Source organism: Streptomyces sp. 1222.5 (assembly GCF_900105245.1).
Classification (GTDB): domain Bacteria; phylum Actinomycetota; class Actinomycetes; order Streptomycetales; family Streptomycetaceae; genus Streptomyces; species Streptomyces albidocamelliae.
In genome coordinates this window covers 6,603,660-6,620,859 of sequence record NZ_FNSZ01000001.1, presented here as the reverse complement: position 1 = coordinate 6,620,859, position 17,200 = coordinate 6,603,660, and the positions used below count along the sequence as shown (strand labels likewise).

The 17,200-nt window shown below is 73.1% G+C and carries 16 protein-coding genes; 7 read left to right on the top strand and 9 right to left on the bottom strand.

Going from position 1 to position 17,200, the window contains the following annotated elements; all coding sequences use genetic code 11:
* The first annotated feature begins 121 nt into the window (after positions 1-121).
* On the top strand, positions 122-517 hold the full coding sequence (locus BLW57_RS29925) for a DUF3099 domain-containing protein (RefSeq protein WP_093478777.1): 396 nt from the start codon (positions 122-124) through the stop codon (positions 515-517).
* Positions 518-745: 228 nt separating this feature from the next.
* The gene (locus BLW57_RS29920) at positions 746-958 is read left to right on the top strand and encodes a hypothetical protein (RefSeq protein WP_176985775.1); all 213 of its coding nucleotides are present in this window, start codon (positions 746-748) and stop codon (positions 956-958) included.
* Positions 959-967: 9 nt separating this feature from the next.
* Here the strand turns inward: BLW57_RS29920 and moaA are convergent, their stop codons facing one another.
* The 3 genes from moaA to BLW57_RS29905 form a co-directional block, all read right to left on the bottom strand.
* Positions 968-1,957: a GTP 3',8-cyclase MoaA gene (gene moaA / locus BLW57_RS29915; RefSeq protein ID WP_093478774.1), complete on the bottom strand. Its 990-nt coding sequence runs from the start codon at positions 1,955-1,957 to the stop codon at positions 968-970.
* 179 nt (positions 1,958-2,136) lie between these two features.
* Positions 2,137-3,762 carry a solute symporter family protein gene (locus BLW57_RS29910; RefSeq protein ID WP_093478773.1) on the bottom strand — a complete coding sequence of 542 codons (1,626 nt, stop codon included), beginning with the start codon at positions 3,760-3,762 and terminating at the stop codon, positions 2,137-2,139.
* On the bottom strand, positions 3,759-4,112 hold the full coding sequence (locus BLW57_RS29905; RefSeq protein ID WP_093478771.1) for a DUF485 domain-containing protein: 354 nt from the start codon (positions 4,110-4,112) through the stop codon (positions 3,759-3,761). Before BLW57_RS29905 ends, BLW57_RS29910 begins: the two co-directional genes overlap by 4 nt.
* 287 nt (positions 4,113-4,399) lie before the next feature.
* Between BLW57_RS29905 and BLW57_RS29900 the strand changes: the two genes are divergently transcribed.
* The 4 genes from BLW57_RS29900 to BLW57_RS29885 all read left to right on the top strand — a co-directional run bounded on the left by BLW57_RS29900 (position 4,400) and on the right by BLW57_RS29885 (position 10,074).
* A complete protein-coding gene (locus BLW57_RS29900) occupies positions 4,400-5,926 on the top strand; it encodes a S8 family peptidase (RefSeq protein WP_093478770.1) in 1,527 nt (508 codons plus the stop codon).
* A gap of 75 nt (positions 5,927-6,001) precedes the next feature.
* Entirely contained in the window at positions 6,002-7,519 is a 1,518-nt protein-coding gene (locus BLW57_RS29895) for a S8 family peptidase (protein ID WP_093478768.1), read from the top strand.
* Positions 7,520-7,592: 73 nt separating this feature from the next.
* Positions 7,593-8,969, top strand: coding sequence for a CoA transferase (locus BLW57_RS29890; protein WP_093478767.1), 1,377 nt, complete (start codon positions 7,593-7,595; stop codon positions 8,967-8,969).
* A 100-nt stretch (positions 8,970-9,069) separates the two neighbouring features.
* Positions 9,070-10,074: a CopD family protein gene (locus BLW57_RS29885; protein ID WP_093478765.1), complete on the top strand. Its 1,005-nt coding sequence runs from the start codon at positions 9,070-9,072 to the stop codon at positions 10,072-10,074.
* 4 nt (positions 10,075-10,078) lie between these two features.
* On the opposite strand, the gene BLW57_RS29880 is transcribed toward BLW57_RS29885, so the two are convergent.
* From BLW57_RS29880 to BLW57_RS29855, 6 genes are all read right to left on the bottom strand, one after another.
* Positions 10,079-11,128 carry a zinc-dependent alcohol dehydrogenase family protein gene (locus tag BLW57_RS29880; RefSeq protein WP_093478764.1) on the bottom strand — a complete coding sequence of 350 codons (1,050 nt, stop codon included), beginning with the start codon at positions 11,126-11,128 and terminating at the stop codon, positions 10,079-10,081.
* 164 nt (positions 11,129-11,292) lie between these two features.
* Entirely contained in the window at positions 11,293-12,003 is a 711-nt protein-coding gene (locus tag BLW57_RS29875) for a VIT1/CCC1 transporter family protein (protein WP_093478762.1), read from the bottom strand.
* A 97-nt stretch (positions 12,004-12,100) separates the two neighbouring features.
* Complete coding sequence (locus BLW57_RS29870; RefSeq protein WP_093478761.1) at positions 12,101-13,330, bottom strand: amidohydrolase family protein; 1,230 nt, start codon at positions 13,328-13,330, stop codon at positions 12,101-12,103.
* The gene (locus tag BLW57_RS29865) at positions 13,327-14,622 is read right to left on the bottom strand and encodes an amidohydrolase family protein (RefSeq protein ID WP_093478759.1); all 1,296 of its coding nucleotides are present in this window, start codon (positions 14,620-14,622) and stop codon (positions 13,327-13,329) included. The genes BLW57_RS29870 and BLW57_RS29865 overlap by 4 nt, the downstream gene beginning before the upstream one ends.
* A gap of 13 nt (positions 14,623-14,635) precedes the next feature.
* Positions 14,636-15,520 (bottom strand): SDR family NAD(P)-dependent oxidoreductase, encoded by an 885-nt coding sequence (locus tag BLW57_RS29860; RefSeq protein WP_093478758.1) that lies wholly within the window; start codon positions 15,518-15,520, stop codon positions 14,636-14,638.
* Positions 15,520-16,323, bottom strand: a complete 804-nt coding sequence (locus BLW57_RS29855; protein WP_093478756.1) for an acetoacetate decarboxylase family protein — start codon at positions 16,321-16,323, stop codon at positions 15,520-15,522. The genes BLW57_RS29860 and BLW57_RS29855 overlap by 1 nt, the downstream gene beginning before the upstream one ends.
* A gap of 115 nt (positions 16,324-16,438) precedes the next feature.
* On the opposite strand from BLW57_RS29855, the gene BLW57_RS29850 reads away from it, so the two are divergent.
* On the top strand, positions 16,439-17,083 hold the full coding sequence (locus BLW57_RS29850) for a TetR/AcrR family transcriptional regulator (RefSeq protein WP_093478755.1): 645 nt from the start codon (positions 16,439-16,441) through the stop codon (positions 17,081-17,083).
* Positions 17,084-17,200: the final 117 nt, after the last annotated feature.

Here is a 17,200-nt window from a genome sequence, read left to right as displayed (position 1 = left end):
ACCCGGTCTCGTGGGCGGCGCGGGCGCGGCGTACCGTAAGAGATGCCCGGGCCGGTTCCGCGCCGGGTGTGACGACGGTGCGGGCCGGGGTGAGTCCGATGCACGCGGATGGTGGAATGTGATGCGGAAACAGCACGGCGGAAGCGCCCAGGTATTCCGGATCACCGGGGCCCGGACCGGGCTCGCCGAGGACGTGCGGGGCCGGCAGCGGCGGTATGTGATCTCGATGTCGATCCGTACGGTCTCCGTGATCCTCGCGGCGACGCTGTGGAACGTCGAGCGGTACGTCGCCGTCGTGGCGCTGGTGCTCGGTGGCGTCCTCCCCTATGTCGCGGTAGTGATCGCGAACGCCGGCCGGGAGCGGCCGCCGACGCTGCCCTCCACGTTCGTGACGACACCCACGCGCCCCATGATCAATGCGCCGCGTGGCGAGGACGAGCGGACGGAGCCCGCGGCGGAGGGCGCGCCCCCGGACCCGGCGGCCGGAGCGCGGGGTGAGCGGGCCGACCCGGTGTGACCACGGCCGACGCGGTGGAAGCGGAACGCGGCCACCCGGGAAGCTCAAGAAAAGCTCAGATCAATCATGCTGTTCCGGTGCCGTGCGGCGGGTGACCCATGACATACTGCGTACGCGCTCCGCATCCCCCGTCGGAGCGACGGACCGACGCCGGGCAGCTCCCCCCGTGGCTGCTCGGCGTCGCCTTGTTTCCGGGGGGCTTTGCGAGACGGAACCAGTGACGGACCTGTGAGTGAGACGCCTGTCTGTTCGGCCAAGGGATGTCGCGTCGACGCCGTGTGGGTGCTGGCGTGGAACAACCCGAAGATCCACACGCCGGAGCGGCGCAAGACGTGGCTCGCCTGCGAGGAACACCGCGAGCATCTGTCGCAGTTCCTCGGGGTGCGCGGGTTCTTGAAGGACGTCGTCCTGCTCGGCGACTGGGAGGACCCGCGTCCCTGACGGGGTCCGTCAGCCGCCGATGGCGGACATCGGCCGGTCGGGCTGGACGAACGACGGGTCGTCCAGCCCCGCGCCCGCCTTCTTGCCCCACATCGCCTGACGCCAGAGGCGGGCGATCTCCTCGTCCGGGGCGCCGGAGCGCAGGGCGGCGCGGAGGTCGGTCTCCTCGGTGGCGAAGAGGCAGGTCCGTATCTGACCGTCGGCCGTCAGCCGGGTACGGTCGCAGGCCGCGCAGAACGGGCGGGTGACCGACGCGATCACCCCGACCCGGTGCGGGCCGCCGTCGACCAGCCAGCGCTCCGCCGGTGCCGAGCCGCGCTCGTCGGCACCCTCGGGGGTGAGGTCGAAACGGGTGCGCAGGGAGTCGAGGATGTCCCCGGCGGTGACCATGCCGTCGCGCTTCCAGCCGTGCTGGGCGTCCAGTGGCATCTGCTCGATGAACCGCAGTTCGTAGTCGTGCTCGACGGCCCAGGCCAGCAGGTCGGGGGCTTCGTCGGCGTTGAGTCCCGGCATCAGCACCGAGTTGACCTTGACCGGGGTGAGGCCGGCCTCGCGGGCGGCTTCCAGGCCTTCGAGGACGTCCTTGTGGCGGTCACGGCGGGTGAGCGTCTTGAAGACGTCCGGGCGGAGGGTGTCCAGGGAGACGTTGACCCGGTCCAGGCCCGCCGCCTTCAGGGCGGACGCGGTGCGCCGGAGGCCGATGCCGTTGGTGGTGAGGGACATCCGGGGGCGCGGGTCGAGCGCGGCGACGCGCTCGACGATGCCGACCAGGCCGGGGCGGAGCAGGGGTTCGCCGCCGGTGAAGCGGACTTCCTCGATGCCCAGCGTGCGGACCGCGATGTCGATGAGGCGGACGATCTCGTCGTCGGTGAGCAGGTTGGGCTTGGCCAGCCACTGCAGCCCCTCCTCGGGCATGCAGTAGGCGCACCGCAGATTGCACCGGTCGGTCAGCGAGACCCTCAGGTCGGTGGCCACTCGGCCGTAGGTGTCGATGAGCACGTGGGCCCCCTCCCTCTCTCCCGGTCACACTTGGTTCCGCACGGGCGAGGTGAGTCACCCGTCACTAGCGAGCCTACGTGACATCGCCGACACCGGGCAGCGACCCGATCTTACGAGGTACGACCCGGCCGCGTCGTAGGACCGTACAGTCCGGGACGACGCGGCCGTCCGTACGAAGCTCAGTGCGCTCCGGTACCGGTCAGGGACCGCACCTCCAGTTCGGCGTACTTGCCGGCGTCCGGGACCTCCTTCGACAGCCAAGTGCCCACGACGCCCAGCAGGAATCCGACCGGGATGGAGATGATCCCGGGGTTCTCCAGCGGGAACCAGTGGAAGTCGGCGTCGGGGAACATCGAGGTCGGCTTGCCGGAGACCACCGGGGAGAACAGCACCAGGCCGACGGCGGTGACCAGGCCGCCGTAGATCGACCACAGGGCGCCCGAGGTGGTGAACCGCTTCCAGAACAGGCTGTACAGGATGGTCGGCAGATTGGCGGAGGCGGCGACCGCGAACGCGAGGGCGACGAGTCCGGCCACGTTCAGGTCGCGGGCGAGCGCACCGAGCACGATCGAGACGGCTCCGATGCCGACCGTGGCCCAGCGGGCCGCGCCCAGCTCCTGCTTCTCGGTCGCCTGCCCCTTCTTGATGACGTTCGCGTAGATGTCGTGCGCGAAGGAGGACGAGGAGGCCAGGGTGAGGCCGGCGACGACCGCGAGGATCGTGGCGAAGGCGACCGCGGAGATGGTGGCCAGCAGCACGGCGCCCCAGTTGGAGTCCACTCCCCCGAGGTGCAGCGCGAGCAGGGGGGCGGCGGTGTTGCCCGCCTTGTTGGAGGCGATGATCTCGTCCGGTTTGATCAGCGCGGCAGCGCCGAAGCCGAGGGCGAGGGTCATCAGGTAGAAGGCGCCGATCAGGCCGATCGCCCAGATCACGGACTTGCGGGCGGCCTTGGCGGTGGGGACCGTGTAGAAGCGGATCAGGATGTGCGGCAGGCCCGCGGTGCCGAGGACCAGGGCGATGCCGAGCGAGAGGAAGTCCAGCTTGGTGGTGCCGGAGGCGCCGTACTTCAGACCGGGCTCCAGGAACGCCGAGCCCTTGGCGCTGTTGTCGGCGGCCTTGCCGAGCAGGTCGGAGATGTTGAAGTCGAACTTCAGCAGGACCAGGAAGGTCAGCAGCAGGGCGCCGATGATCAGCAGCACGGCCTTGACCATCTGCACCCAGGTGGTGCCCTTCATGCCGCCGATGGTGACGTACACGATCATCAGGACGCCGACGAGGGCGACGATGCCGATCTTGCCGCCGTCGCTGGTGATGCCCAGCAGGAGCGAGACGAGGACGCCGGCGCCCGCCATCTGGGCCAGCAGGTAGAAGATCGAGACGACGATGGTGGAGGCGCCCGCGGCGGTGCGGACCGGCCGCTGGCGCATCCGGTAGGCCAGCACGTCGCCCATCGTGTAGCGGCCGGAGTTGCGCAGCGGCTCCGCGACGAGGAGCAGGGCGACCAGCCAGGCGACCAGGAAGCCGATGGAGTACAGGAAGCCGTCGTAGCCGAAGAGGGCGATGGCGCCGGCGATGCCGAGGAAGGACGCGGCGGACATGTAGTCGCCGGAGACGGCGAGGCCGTTCTGGAAGCCGGTGAACTGGCGTCCGCCGGCGTAGAAGTCGGCGGCGTCCTTGGTCTGGCGGCCCGCCCAGACGGTGATGACGAGGGTCGCGGCGACGAACACCGCGAACAGCGTGATGATCAGCGTGCGGTGCTCGCTCGCCTCTCCGGCGGCCAGCAGGGTGTGCTGTACGGGGCTCATGCGCCGCCCTCCATCCGGGTCTTGATGGCCTCGGCCTTGGGGTCGAGCTCGGCGGCGGCGTGCCGCGCGTACCACCAGGCGATGAGGAAGGTGGTCAGGAACTGGGCGAGGCCCAGCACGAGGGCCACGTTGATGTTGCCGGCCACCTTGGTGCCCATGAAGCCGCCCGCGTAGTTGGACAGCAGCACGTACAGCAGGTACCAGGCGATGAAGGCGACGGTCAGCGGGAAGGCGAAGGAGCGGTAGGCGCGGCGCAGTTCACCGAACTCCGCGCTCTGCTGCACCTCGGTGAACTCCTCGGTGGAGGGAAGTGTGGTCCCCCGCGCGGGGGGCGGTGTCTCGGTGGCCACGGAGTCTCCTCGGGTGACGGACATGCGCGATGTCGGACCTCACGGGATCGGGATCACGTTACCGAAAGTCAGTTTCCGACTCCGCCGTGTGATTCCGGCGGGGGCCACGATCCTGCTGGGCCCCCTGTCCACGGTCACGGCGCCACGCGCGGAGCGGTTCAAGCCGGTCGGACTCTTTCGGAGACCGGGCGCGGAAGATAGCTTCGGCCTGCACCACCCGTCATGCACCTGCCCGAGCACCACCTGTGTCTCGGGCAGGTTTCGTTTTCGGATGATGTGGAGACCCCATGGCTCATCTGCGTTCCAGACGCCGGCTCGCGCTCGCCGTGCCGGTCGTGCTGTCGCTGACCGCCTCGCTCGGCTTCCTGCCGGCGGCGGCCTCGGCGGCACCCGCCGCGCCGGCGGCGGCGCGGGCGGCGGACGGCACGAACCTCGCGTACGTGGTCAACACCCGGACGGATCACCGCACGATCGAATCGGTACAGCGCGCGATCGCCCTCAACGGCGGCAGCGTCGTGGTCAGTTACGACAGGATCGGCGTGATCGTCGCCCATTCGGCGGACCCGGACTTCGGTGCGCGCATGCGCGCGGTGCGCGGCGTGCAGTCGGCGGGCGCCACGCGTACGGTGCCGCTGAGCGCGGCGGGCACGACGGACGAGGGCGCGGTCCAGGTCCTCTCCAAGGCGGAGGCCGCGCGGCTCGCGAAGGGCGCCGCGGCGGGCGAGGAGCCGCTGGAGGCGGACCAGTGGGACCTGCGGGCGATCGGCGCCGACAAGGCCGCGCGGATCGACCCTGGCAGCAGGAGCGTGACCGTCGGCGTGATCGACACGGGCGTCGACGACACCCACCCGGACATCGCCCCGAACTTCTCCGCCTCCCAGTCGGCGAACTGTGTGAGCGGCAAGCCGGACACGACGTACGGCGCGTGGCGGCCGGTGGACGCCGGCCACTACCACGGCACCCATGTGGCCGGTGAGATAGCGGCGGCCCGCAACGGCGTCGGCGTGGCCGGTGTGGCGCCCGGGGTGAAGGTCGCGAGCATCACCGTGGCGCAGCCGGACCCGTCGTCGCTGTTCTACCCGGAGAGCGTGGTCTGCGCCTTCGTGTTCGCCGCCGACCACGGCATCGAGATCACCAACAACAGCTACTACGTCGACCCGTGGCTGTACAACTGCATGGACGACCCCGATCAGCGTGCCATCGTGGACGCGGTCAACAGGGCGCAGCTGTACGCCCAGCGCAAGGGCACGCTCAACGTGGCCTCGGCGGGCAACTCCAACGACGACCTGGACTCGCACGCGCTGGTGGACGACTCCAGCCCGGACGACTCGACGGCGACCCCCCGCACGGTCGATCCGCACGAGTGCTTCGACGTGCCGACCCAGCTGCCCGGTGTGGTGACCGTCAGCGCGGTGGGCGTGCGGGGCGCCAAGTCCTACTACTCCAGCTACGGGCGGGGCGTCGTCGACGTGGCGGGCCCGGGCGGCGACAAGTACCAGATCCCGGACACCCCGTCGAAGAACGGCCGCATCCTGTCCACGCTGCCCGACAACCAGTACGGATTCCTGCAGGGGACCTCGATGGCGTCCCCGCACGTGGCCGCGGTGGCCGCGCTGCTGAAGTCGGCGCACCGGCACGCCACTCCCGCCCAGCTGCAGGCGCTGCTGAAGGCCCAGGCGGACAACCCGGGCTGCCCGGCCGGCCCCTACGACGGGGACGGCGACGGGGTCGTGGACGCGACCTGTGTCGGCAACAAGCGGGTCAACGGTTTCTACGGGTTCGGCATCGTCGACGCCCTGCGTGCAGTCAAGTAGCCGGCGGGTGGACGTCGCACGGCGAGGACGTCCCGCACGGCACGCTCGTACCGCGAACGAACTGGAGAGAACTGAATGACAGCGCCCAAGCAGCGCTACCGCCGCGCCCTCGCGATCCCCGCGGGGATGGCCCTGGCGACGGCACTCGCGTTCCTGCCCAACGTCACCGCCTCCGCCGCGGACAACGCTCCGGCGGCCACGGCCGACGGGCCCGCGCTCAGCTACGTCGTCAACGTCGGCCCGGGACACGGGGTATCGGCCCACGTCCAGAAGGCGATCGCCCGGGCCGGCGGCTCGGTGGTGGTCTCCTACGACCGGATCGGCGTGATCGTCGTCCACTCCGCCAACCCGGACTTCGCCAAGGAGATCCGCAAGGTGCACGGGGTCGACTCGGCGGGAGCCACGCGCAACGCGCCGCTGCCCGCACAGTCCACCACCGACATGGGCACACCGAAGGTGCTGACCGCCGAGGAGGTCGCCGACGCGCAGGCGGCCGACGGCCAGGACCCGCTGGAGCCGTTGCAGTGGGATCTGCCGGCCATCAAGGCGGACAAGGCGCACGAGAAGACGCTGGGCAGCCCGGACGTCACGGTCGCCGTCATCGACACGGGCGTCGACGACACCCACCCGGACATCGCGCCCAATTTCGACCGCGCGGCGTCGGCCAACTGCGTGTCGGGCAAGGCGGACACGACGGACGGGTCGTGGCGGCCGAGCGCGGCGGAGAGCCCGCACGGCACGCACGTGGCGGGCGAGATCGCGGCCGCGAAGAACGGCGTGGGCGTCACCGGTGTCGCGCCGGGCGTCAAGGTGGCGGGCATCAAGGTCGCCAACCCGGACGGGTACTTCTACACCGAGGCCGTGGTCTGCGGCTTCATGTGGGCCGCCGAGCACCACGTCGACGTGACCAACAACAGCTACTACACCGACCCGTGGTACTTCAACTGCAAGAACGACCCGGACCAGCGGGCGCTGGTGGACGCCGTCACCCGGGCCTCGCGGTACGCGGAGAAGAGGGGCACGGTCAACGTCGCCGCGGCGGGCAACGAGAGCTACGACCTCGCGTCCGACTCGATCACCGACCCGGTCTCCCCGAACGACGGCACCCCGTCGGACCGGGTGATCGACCCGCACAAGTGCTACGACATACCGACCCAGCTGCCGGGTGTCGTGACGGTCGCCTCGACCGGCGCCAAGGGCCTGAAGTCGTCCTTCTCCAACTACGGCCTCGGCGTGATCGACATCGCCGCGCCGGGCGGCGACTCCACGGCGTACCAGAAGCCGGAGCCCCCGGCGACCAGCGGTCTCATCCTGGGCCCGCTGCCCGGCGGCAAGTGGGGCTACATGGCCGGCACGTCGATGGCGACGCCGCATGTCGTGGGTGTCGCCGCGTTGATCAAGTCGACCCATCCGCACGCCCCCGCGTCCCTGGTGAAGGCGCTGCTGTACGCGGAGGCCAACCCGACGCCGTGCACCGACCCGTACGACATCAACGGTGACGGCAAGGTCGACGCGGTGTGCGAGGGGTCGAGGAACCACAACGGCTTCTACGGCTGGGGCACGGCGGACGCACTGGCCGCCGTCACCAGGTAGATCCCGGCACCCGGGTCCGCAGGCGGACCGCGCGACAGACATATTGATTGAGTCAATACTGCATAGTGCAGTCATGACTGCTATCGAGTACGCGTGGTCCGCCCTGGGCGGCGATCCCGCCCACCCGGCACGGCTCACCACCGTCACGCGGGAAGGCGCGCTCCCGGCGCGCCTTCCCGCCCGGGAGCTCGCCCGGGCGTGCGTCGGCGCGTGCGCGCTGGCCGCCGCGGAGCTGGCGGCCCGCCGGGCCGGACTCGGTGACCCGCCCGCCGTCCGGGTCGACGACGGCGCGGTCGCGGCCGCCTTCCACAGCGATCGTCTGCTCCAGGTCGACGGGCGCGCCCCGGTCGCCTTCGCCCCGCTGTCCCGGTTCTGGCGGACGGCGGACGGCTGGGTGCGCACCCACGGCAACTACCCGCACCACCGGGCCCGGTTGCTCGCCGCGCTGGACCTCACCGAGGACTCCCCGGCCGACGAGGTGGCCGCGCGGTTCGCGGAACTCCCCTCCCTGGAGGCGGAGGCGACCGTGCACGGCGCGGGCGGCCTGGCCGTGGCCCTGCGCACCCCGGGCCAGTGGCAGGCGCACGAACAGTCCGCCGAGGTCTCCGTCCGGCCGCTGGTCGAGCGCGAACGGCTGGACACCTCCCGCGCACGCGCGCTCCCTCCGCTCGATCCGGCCGCCGCCGTGCTGCTGCCCGCCGCGGGACTGCGCGTGCTGGACCTGACCCGGGTCCTCGCCGGACCGGTGGCCACCCGCACCCTCGCCCTGCTCGGTGCGGACGTGCTGCGCCTGGACGCCCCCTGGCTGCCCGAACTACCGGACCAGCACGCGGACACGGGCTTCGGCAAGCGTTCGGCGACCCTCGATCTCGCCGCCGGCCGGGACCGGTTCGAGGAACTGCTCGCCTCGGCGGACGTCGTGGTCACCGGCTACCGGCCGGCCGCCCTCGACCGGTTCGGCCTCTCCCCGCGGGCACTGGCAGCGCGGCGGCCGGGGCTGGTCGTGGCACAGATCTCCGCGTGGGGCGCGTACGGGCCCTGGGGTGCCCGGCGCGGTTTCGACAGCCTGGTCCAGGTCGCGACGGGCATCGCGGTCACCGAGGGCTCGGCCGGGAAGCCGGGCGCGCTGCCCGCGCAGGCGCTGGACCACGGCACCGGTTATCTGCTGGCGGCGGCCGTCCTGCGGGCGCTGACCGAGCAGTCGTACGACGGGTACGGCCGGTGCGTACGGCTGGCGCTCGCGCGGACCGCGCACTGGCTGACGGACGTGATCCGGCCGGAGCCGGCCACCGGCCCTCCGTACGCGGGCCCGGACGCCTGGCTGGCCGAGACGGACAGCCCCCTCGGCCGGCTGCGGTACGCCCGGCCGCCGGTGTCCTTCGCGGGCGGTCCGGCCGACTGGGCCCGGCCCGCCGTGCCCTGGGGTTCGGACGCGGCCGCCTGGCGGTGAGCGCACCGGCGGCCGGAAACGTACGGATCGGTGGAATGCCGTACCGTCAGTTGTTTTCCCGGACTTGCCCGGCTCTGCGGCGACTGGTGAAGATCATGGGGTGACCTTGATACGACCGACCGGCGGGGCGACCGGCGCGGACGGCACCTCCCGGCGGCAGGGCACCCGCCGGGCAGCGGCCGTCCTGGTCCTGGTGACCCTGGGCGCCCTGGTCCCCCTGCTGGGGCCGTCGGCGGCGCTGCACGGCACCGGGGAGGCCGCCGCCCCCGGGGTGGGCGGCATCGCCCTGCTGCGCGCGGTGCTGTTCGCGGCCCTGTCGGTCTCCCTGGGCGAGCTGTTCGTGCACCGGCTCGCCAGGCGGCTGCCCGGCGCCCTGACCGAAGTGCCGCGCAGCTGGGCCCGGTTCGCGAACACGGCCGGTCTGCTCGCCGCGCTGGCGCTGGCGTCGGTGGTGTCCACCGGCAACCTGGTCCCGCACAGCCCGGGCCAGATCGACGTCGGCGGCCTCTACGACTCCCGGGACGGCAGGCTGGCCCTGCTGGAGGTGAACGCCTTCCTGCTGGCGGTGGTGCTCGCGCGGCGCCGGGCCGCCCACGTGTGGCCACTGGCCGCGGTGGTGGTCGCCGAGGCGCTGCGCGCGCACCCGGCCGGCGAGTCCGGTGCCCTGGCGGGCTCGGGTCTGACGCTGGTGCACCTGACGTGCGCGGCCCTGTGGGCCGGCGGTCTGCCGTACGCCCTGCGGACCCTGCGGCTGTGGCGCGGCCACGCGGCCGGGGCGGCGCTGCTCGGCCGCTACGCGCGCGTGGCGGCCGTGCTGCTCGCGCTCGTCACGGCGACCGGCGTGTGCAGTGCGCTGCGCCGGATGCCGCCGGACACCGTTCTGGGACAGCTGACGACGACGGCGTACGGACGCACCCTGCTGGCCAAGGTGGTCCTGGTCGCCGTCGTCGCCGTGCTCGCCCTGTGGGCGCGGATCCGGCTCGGCCGGGCGGCCGACCCGCTGACCGCGTGCACGCCCGCGCGGGCCGAGGTGGCCGCCCTGGGCGCGCTGGTCGCGGTCTCGGGGCTGCTCACCGCGCTGCCGCTGCCGATCCGCTGGTCCTAGCGGTTCACCGGTCGTTGGTGACGAGCACCTTCAGCGCGGTGCGCTCGTCCATCGCCTTGTAGCCGTCCGGCACGCCCTCGATGCCGACGGTCATGTCGAACACGGGCGAGGGGTCGACGGCGCCGTCGAGGACGTCGGGCATGAGGTCCGGGATGTAGGCGCGGACCGGGGCGACACCGCCGCGCAGGGCGATGTTCCGGTCGAACATGACGCCGAGGTCCAGGCCGGTGCCGCTGCCGTGGGGCACACCGACGAAGCCGATGGCGCCGCCGTCACGGGTGATGTCGACGGCCGTCCGCATGGACTGCTCGGTGCCGACCGCCTCGACGACGGCGTGGGCGCCCTGACCGCGGGTGAGCTCGCGGACGGCCGCGACGGCCGCCTCGCCGCGCTCGGCGACCACGTCGGTGGCGCCGAAACGGCGCGCGATGTCGGTGCGGACCTCGTGCCGGCCCAGCGCGATGATCCGCTCGGCACCCAGTCGCTTGGCGGCCAGCACCGCGCACAGGCCGACGGCGCCGTCACCGACGACGGCGACCGTGGCTCCGGGGCGGGCGCCCGCGCCGAGGGCGGCGTGGTGGCCGGTGCCGAGGACGTCGGAGAGGGTCAGCAGGGCGGACAGCAGACGGTCGTCGGAGGCCGCCTCCTTGGGCAGCTGGACGAGGGTGCCGTCGGCGAACGGCACGCGCACGGCCTCGCCCTGGCCGCCGTCGTAGCCCACTGAGCCCCAGAAGCCACCGTGCTCGCACGACGTCGTCAGTCCCTCGCGGCAGTAGTCGCAGACGCCGTCGGACCACATGAAGGGCGCGACCACCAGGTCGCCGCGGCGGACGGTGGCCACCTCGGAGCCGGTCTCCTCGACGATGCCGAGGAACTCGTGCCCGATGCGCTGCCCCGGCTGCCGGGCGGCCTCACCGCGGTACGCCCACAGGTCGCTGCCGCAGATGCAGGCGCGCAGCACCCGGACCACGGCGTCGGTGGGCAGCTGCACCATGGGTTCGGGAACGTCCTCCACGCGCATGTCGAACGGGGCGTGGATGGTGGTGGCGCGCATGGCGGGGGTCCTTCTCGTGCAGGGTGTGCGGAGACGTACGGCGCGCTCAGGGGGTGGTCGAGCGCGCACTTCACGGTACGCCGCGGCCGTCGCGGCCCGCGCGGCGAGGGTGCCCGCGGGCCGGGCGCCGAGGGACCGTGCTCCGGCCGCCGTGCCCTGCCGGCTCAGACGCCCGCCGCGCCCAGCAGGCTTCCCGCCGCGTAGGTGACCGCCATCGCCAGTGCCCCGCCCACCGCGTTGCGCACGATCGCCCGCCTCGGGTCCGCGGCGCCGAGGCTGGCGCTGCTCCAGCCGGTGAGGACGAGCGCGGCCAGGACGGAGAGGACCGTGACGGCGAGCCGCCAGCCGGCCGGGGGCAGGACGATGGCCAGCAGGGGCAGCAGCGCGCCGACGGTGAACGACAGGAAGCTCGCCCAGGCCGCGTGCCAGGGGTTGGTCAGCTCGTCCGGGTCGATGCCCAGCTCCACGCGCGCGTGGGCCCGCAGCGCGTCCCGTTCGGTGAGCTGTACGGCGGCCTCGCGGGCGACCTCGCGGGACAGGCCGCGCGCCGCCAGCAGGTCGGTCAGCTCCCGCAGTTCGGCCTCCGGCTGCTCGCGCAGTTCCCGTCTCTCCACGGCCAGCGCGGCCAGTTCGGAGTCGCGCTGGGTGGAGACGGAGACGTACTCGCCGGCCGCCATGGACATCGACCCGGCGAGCAGGCCGGCCAGACCGGCGGTGAGCAGGGCGGCCCGGCTCTCGGTCGCGCCGGCCACGCCGACGACCAGTCCCGCGGTGGAGACGATGCCGTCGTTCGCGCCCAGCACGGCGGCCCGCAGCCAGTTCAGCCGGGAGCCGAGCGCGCCGCCGTGGGTCTCGTCGTGCGTGGGTTCCGTCACAGCAGGGAGGATCGCACCCCGGAGGAAACCGGCACCGCACCGACGCTCCCCGGCCTCCGGTGCGGTGCCGGGTGCCGTGGTGCGCGGTGCCCCGGTCTCACCACACCCGCAGGGACGCCCCCCGGGCGAACACCGGGCTCGTCGCGTCGGGCGGTGGGGTCCGGAGGGGCTCGGCGAGTTCCGTCACCGTGGGGCCCACCTTCGCGGCGACGGCGTCCAGGAGGGCGAGGTCGAAGCCGTAGACGCGGGCCGCGTTGCCGCCGAGCATGGCCGCGAGCTCCGCGCGCGGGACGCCCGCGCAGGCGAAGCGCAGCGCTTCCCTGGTGTAGGGGAAGGTGCCCTCGTCGTGCGGGTAGTCGCTGCCCCACATGATCTTGTCGACGCCGATGCGCTCGCGCAGCGTCACCTCGTGGGGGCGCATGAAGCTGGCGCCGACGAAGCAGTTGTCCTGCCACACCTCGGAGGGCGGCGCGCCCATGCCCGCGGCCAGTCCGGCGCCGAACTTCGACTCCGCGGTGCCGGCCCCGGACGCGGCCGCGACCAGCCGCCCGTGGTAGTAGTCCAGCATGCCGAGCACGCCGGGGATCCAGCCCGAGCCCTGCTCGGTCAGGACCAGCCTCAGCGCCGGGTGACGGCGGAAGGCGCCGCCGAAGACGAGGTGCCACAGGGCGCGGTGGGAGAACCAGGTCGTCTCCACCATGAAGACCGCGCGGGCGGCCGGTTCCTCGCCGAGCGGCGGCGAGGCCGAGCCGGCGTGGTGGTTGACCGGGACGCCGAGTTCCGCGCAGGCGGCCCACAGGGGGTCGTACGTGCGCGAGTACAGCTCCGGCAGGCCCGAGCCGGGCGGGGTGCCGGGCAGCATCAGACCGCCCTTGAGGCCGGCGGCGGCGGCCCACCGCACCTCCTCGACGGCCTGCCCGACGTCGCCCAGGAGGATCTGGAAGACGCCCGCGCGGCGGCCCGGCGCGGCCGCGCAGAAGTCGGCGAGCCAGCGGTTGTGGGCGCGCAGGCCCGCCCAGCGCCGCTCGAAGTCCTCGGCGCCGGGGGGCGGGGCCATGAGCGAGCCGGACGGGAAGAACGGCGGGATGGTGTTCGGGAAGATCACCTCCGCGACGATCCCGTCCGCCTCCAGTTCCGCGAGGCGCCGCTCGGAGTTCCAGTTGCGGTCGGCGGAGTCGGCGAGCAGGTCCTCGTGGGGGTTGACGTAGGTGGCGGCCCAGACGTCGAAGTCGTCGTGGTACCGCTTCTCCAGATAGGGCCTGTAGTCCAGCAGGTCCGCGCCGGCGTGGCAGTCGGCGGAGATCACGGTGCAGCGGTCGTCGGTCATCGGGTCACCCCCAGTGCCGGGAAGTCCTCGCCGGTCAGCCAGTGCCGGCCGGTCTCGCGCGAGCGGGCCCAGGACGCCTCCACGGCCGTCTGGTCGGCCGGCTGGCCGAGGTCGGCGGGGGTCGGCCCGATGCGGCGGGCCAGGGGCGTCAGCCGGTCGGTGTCGAAGCCGAAGACGTCGGCCGCGGCGAGGCCCAGCATGCGGCGGGTCTCGGCGACCGGGATGTCGTGGAAGGTGCGGCGCAGCCATGCGCGGGTGTCGGGCCAGGTGCCCTCGGGGTGCGGGAAGTCGCTGCCCCAGAGGATGTTGTCGACGCCGATCTCGTACCGCTGGGCCAGTTCGCGCCGTTTGGTGTTGGTGGCGCAGACGAACACCTGCCGGTCCAGGTACTCGTGCGGCGGGCGCCTCAGTTCCTCGAACGGGGAGAGTTTCTTGCCGCCGTGGGCGCCGAGGTAGAGGCGGTCCATGAACCACAGCAGGTTCGGCAGCCACCAGCAGCCGGACTCGGCGACGCCGAAGCGCAGCCCCGGGTGGCGTTCGAGGACACCGGACCAGAGCAGGAACCACAGCGGGCGGGCGGGCCACCAGGTGACCTCGGAGACGTAGATGCCGAGATGGTCGCCGTACTCGTGGCGGGGAGCGGCTCCGGAGTGGGTGAGCACGGGCATCCGGCACTCGGCGGCGGCCGCCCACACCGGATCGTAGCGGCGGTCGTGGTACGGCTCCCTGCCCTCCCACATGGACGGGATCATCAGGGCGCCGAGACCGGACTCCCTGGCGCGGTGGATCTCGGCGACGACCCGGTCCACGGGGGCGGTGACCGGCAGCAGGGCGACCCCGCAGTGCCGTTCGGGGTGCGCGGAGACGAAGTCGGCGAGCCAGCGGTTGTGCGCCCGGGCGCCGGCCATGCCGAGTTCGGGGTCCTGGTCGCCGGAGAGGCCGAGGCCCACGCCGAAGGGTGCGGCGGTCCGGCTGTCGACGGCGTCCGCGTCCGGGAAGACGACCTCGGCGGCCACCCCGTCACCGTCCAGCTCCTTCAGGCGCTGGACGGAGTCCCAGCCGCCGCGCAGGCCCTCCTCGTTGTCGTGGAACCAGCGGTCGGCGAACTCCTCGTTGCGGACGCCGAGCCGGGTCATCTCCTCCCGGCGGCGGTCGCGTCCGGCAAGGAACTCGTCGAAGTCCCGGTGGAAGCGGGACTCCAGGTAGGGCCGGTACTCCTCGGTGGGCAGTCCGGCGTGGCAGTCGGAGGAGATGATCAGGTAGGGGTCCTGGCCGGAATCGGCGTCGGTCACTGCGGCCTCCCGGTCAATCCAGAATGAAGTTCTCGAGGTACGACGGGTTGGCGCGGTCCAGCATCGAGCGGGCCCGCGCGCGGATCTGCGCGTCGCTGTGCTCGCTCGGCGGCAGCATCCAGAAGCGGTCCTCCCGGATGCCGGCGACGACGAGTCCGGCGACGTCCTCGACGGGGGTGAAGCGGACGTCCCGGCCCGCCGCGCGCATGGCCGCCTCCCACTGGCCGAGGCTGCGGTACGGCGTCCTGCGCGGGCGCTCCTTGGCGTACCGCCCGGGCCGGTTGCGGTGCGACTCCCACAGGCCCGTACGCAGCATGTGCGGCCCCGGGAAGAGCACCGACGCGCTCACGCGCGCGTGCTCGGCGCGGAGGTGGGCGTACAGGGACTCGGTGAGGGTGACGACGGCGGCCTTGGTGACGGCGTAGACGGAGGCGGTCGGGAGCGGGGCGATCCCGCCGTCGCCGGAGGACGTGTTGACCACGTGACCGGGCGCCCCGGACGCGATCATCCGGGGCACGAACGCCTGGACGCCGTGGAAGACGCCCCACACGTTGACGGCGAAGGCCCAGCGCCAGTCGTTCGGCTCGTGCTCCCACATCCGGCCCTCGGCGCCGGAGCCGACACCGGCGTTGTTGCACAGCACGTGCACGGCGCCGTACGCCTCGTACGCCGACTCGGCCAGTTCCACGACCTGTTCGCGCACCCCGACGTCGACCACGCGCGCGTGCACGTCGGCGCCCCGGTCGCGGAGTTCGGCCGCGGCCTTGTCGAGGGCGGCCGGCTCGACGTCGGCGAGGACCACTTTCAGGCCCTCGGCCGCGAACCGCCGGGCCAGGGCGAGTCCGATCCCGCTCGCCGCACCGGTGACGACGGCGACCTGTCCCGCTTCGAGGTCCATCAGCGACTCCCGCCGGCCGGCGCGTCGAGGATCTGCAGCGGGTCGTCGTACCGCTGGTGGACGTAGGGCAGCAGGGCGTCGGGGTCGACCCGTTCGACGACCCGTCCGCTCTGCCCGGTGGTCTTCTCGCCGAGGGTGATCTCCCGCAGGCGCAGCACCGGCAGATCGGCCACGGGGTCGTACGGCGACTCCCGCAGGACGACCTCCCCGTCGACCCGCTCCAGCCGGCGCGTCCTCTCCCGGCGCAGGCAGTGCACCAGGGCGGGGTCGGTGTCGAAGCCGGAACCGTCCACCGCGGGGAGGAACTTGAAGTAGAAGTCGGTCCTGCGCGCGGGCTCCGGCAGGGGCAGCTCACCGGTGACCGTGCCGCGTACCGCCACGAAGGCGACGCCGTGCCGGGCCAGCGCCGCGGTGACGGCGCTTCCGTCGCGCTCCAGGGTCACCTCGCCGAGCTTCTTGGGTTCCCCGAAGACCTCGCGCCCGCCGGTGAGGGCCCGCTCCTGGGTCATCGGCATGACCAGCGGGTACCAGCCCTCGACCGGGCCGTGGGCGGCGGCAACCGCGAGGGAGCCCGCGCCGAGCGGGAGCGGCTGTCCGGGCAGGTGGACGGTGCTGATGGTCGCCCTGACGAGGGGGCTGCCGGTGGGTTTCAGGGGTGGCGGCAGCACCGCGGCCACGGCTTCCGGGTCGGTCTCCCAGACGGCCACCACGCCCGTGGACCAGATCTCGGGGAGCCGGCCGCTCGCGGTGCGCGCGGCGGCGATCTCCTCCTCGGTCCGTGCGCCGTACCGTACGCGTGCCATACGCCGTACCGCCCTTCTCCTGACGGAGCGTCACCTGTAACACAGTTACAGCAGACTCCGTGCGGGGTAAAGACGTGCGGGGCGAAGTCGGTACCGCGGAGGGGAGTCGGGGCGCATGGCGAGCGGGACGAGGGGCGCGCTGACCCGGGACACGGTGCTGGACGCCGCCGCCGGGCTGGTGCGGAGGCACGGCCCGGAGGCCCTCACCATGCGCGGGCTCGCCGCCGAGCTGGGCACCGCGGTGACGTCCATCTACTGGCACGTCGGCGGGCGGGAGGCCCTGCTGGACGCGCTCGTGGAGCGGACCATGGCCGGCCTCGGGGAGATCCGCCCGTCCGGCGCCGGCCCCGGCGAGCGCGTCGTGTCGGTCGCGCACACCCTGCGCCGCCGGCTGCGCGAGCACCCGCACCTGGTCGCCCTGGTGCACGAACGGGGCCTGACCGAGCGGATGTTCCTGCCCGCACAGCAGGCACTGGTACGCGAGGCGCACGCGGCCGGGCTGCGCGGGGCACGGGCCGCCGAGTTCGTCCGGGCCGTGCAGTTCCAGGTCGTGGGGCACGTGCTGGTCGAGCGCAACCGCGAGCGGGCCCCGGCGCAGCACCCCGGCGAGGAGGAGCTGTGGGGTGCGGGGGCCGCCGGTGACGATCCGGCGCTGGCCCGCGCGCTGGCGGGCCCGGTGGACACGGAGCGGCTTTTCGCGACGGCCGTGGAGGCGCTGGTACGGGCCCTGCTGACGCGGGACGGAACCGGCGCGGTGTGACGGCGCGAGGGCGACCGCGGGCACGCACGCGCGTACGGCGGCCGACCGCGCGGGCGGATCCCGGAGCGCCGGGCGGCACCTGAGGGACGGCGCTGTCGGTCGTGGCCCGTATCCTCA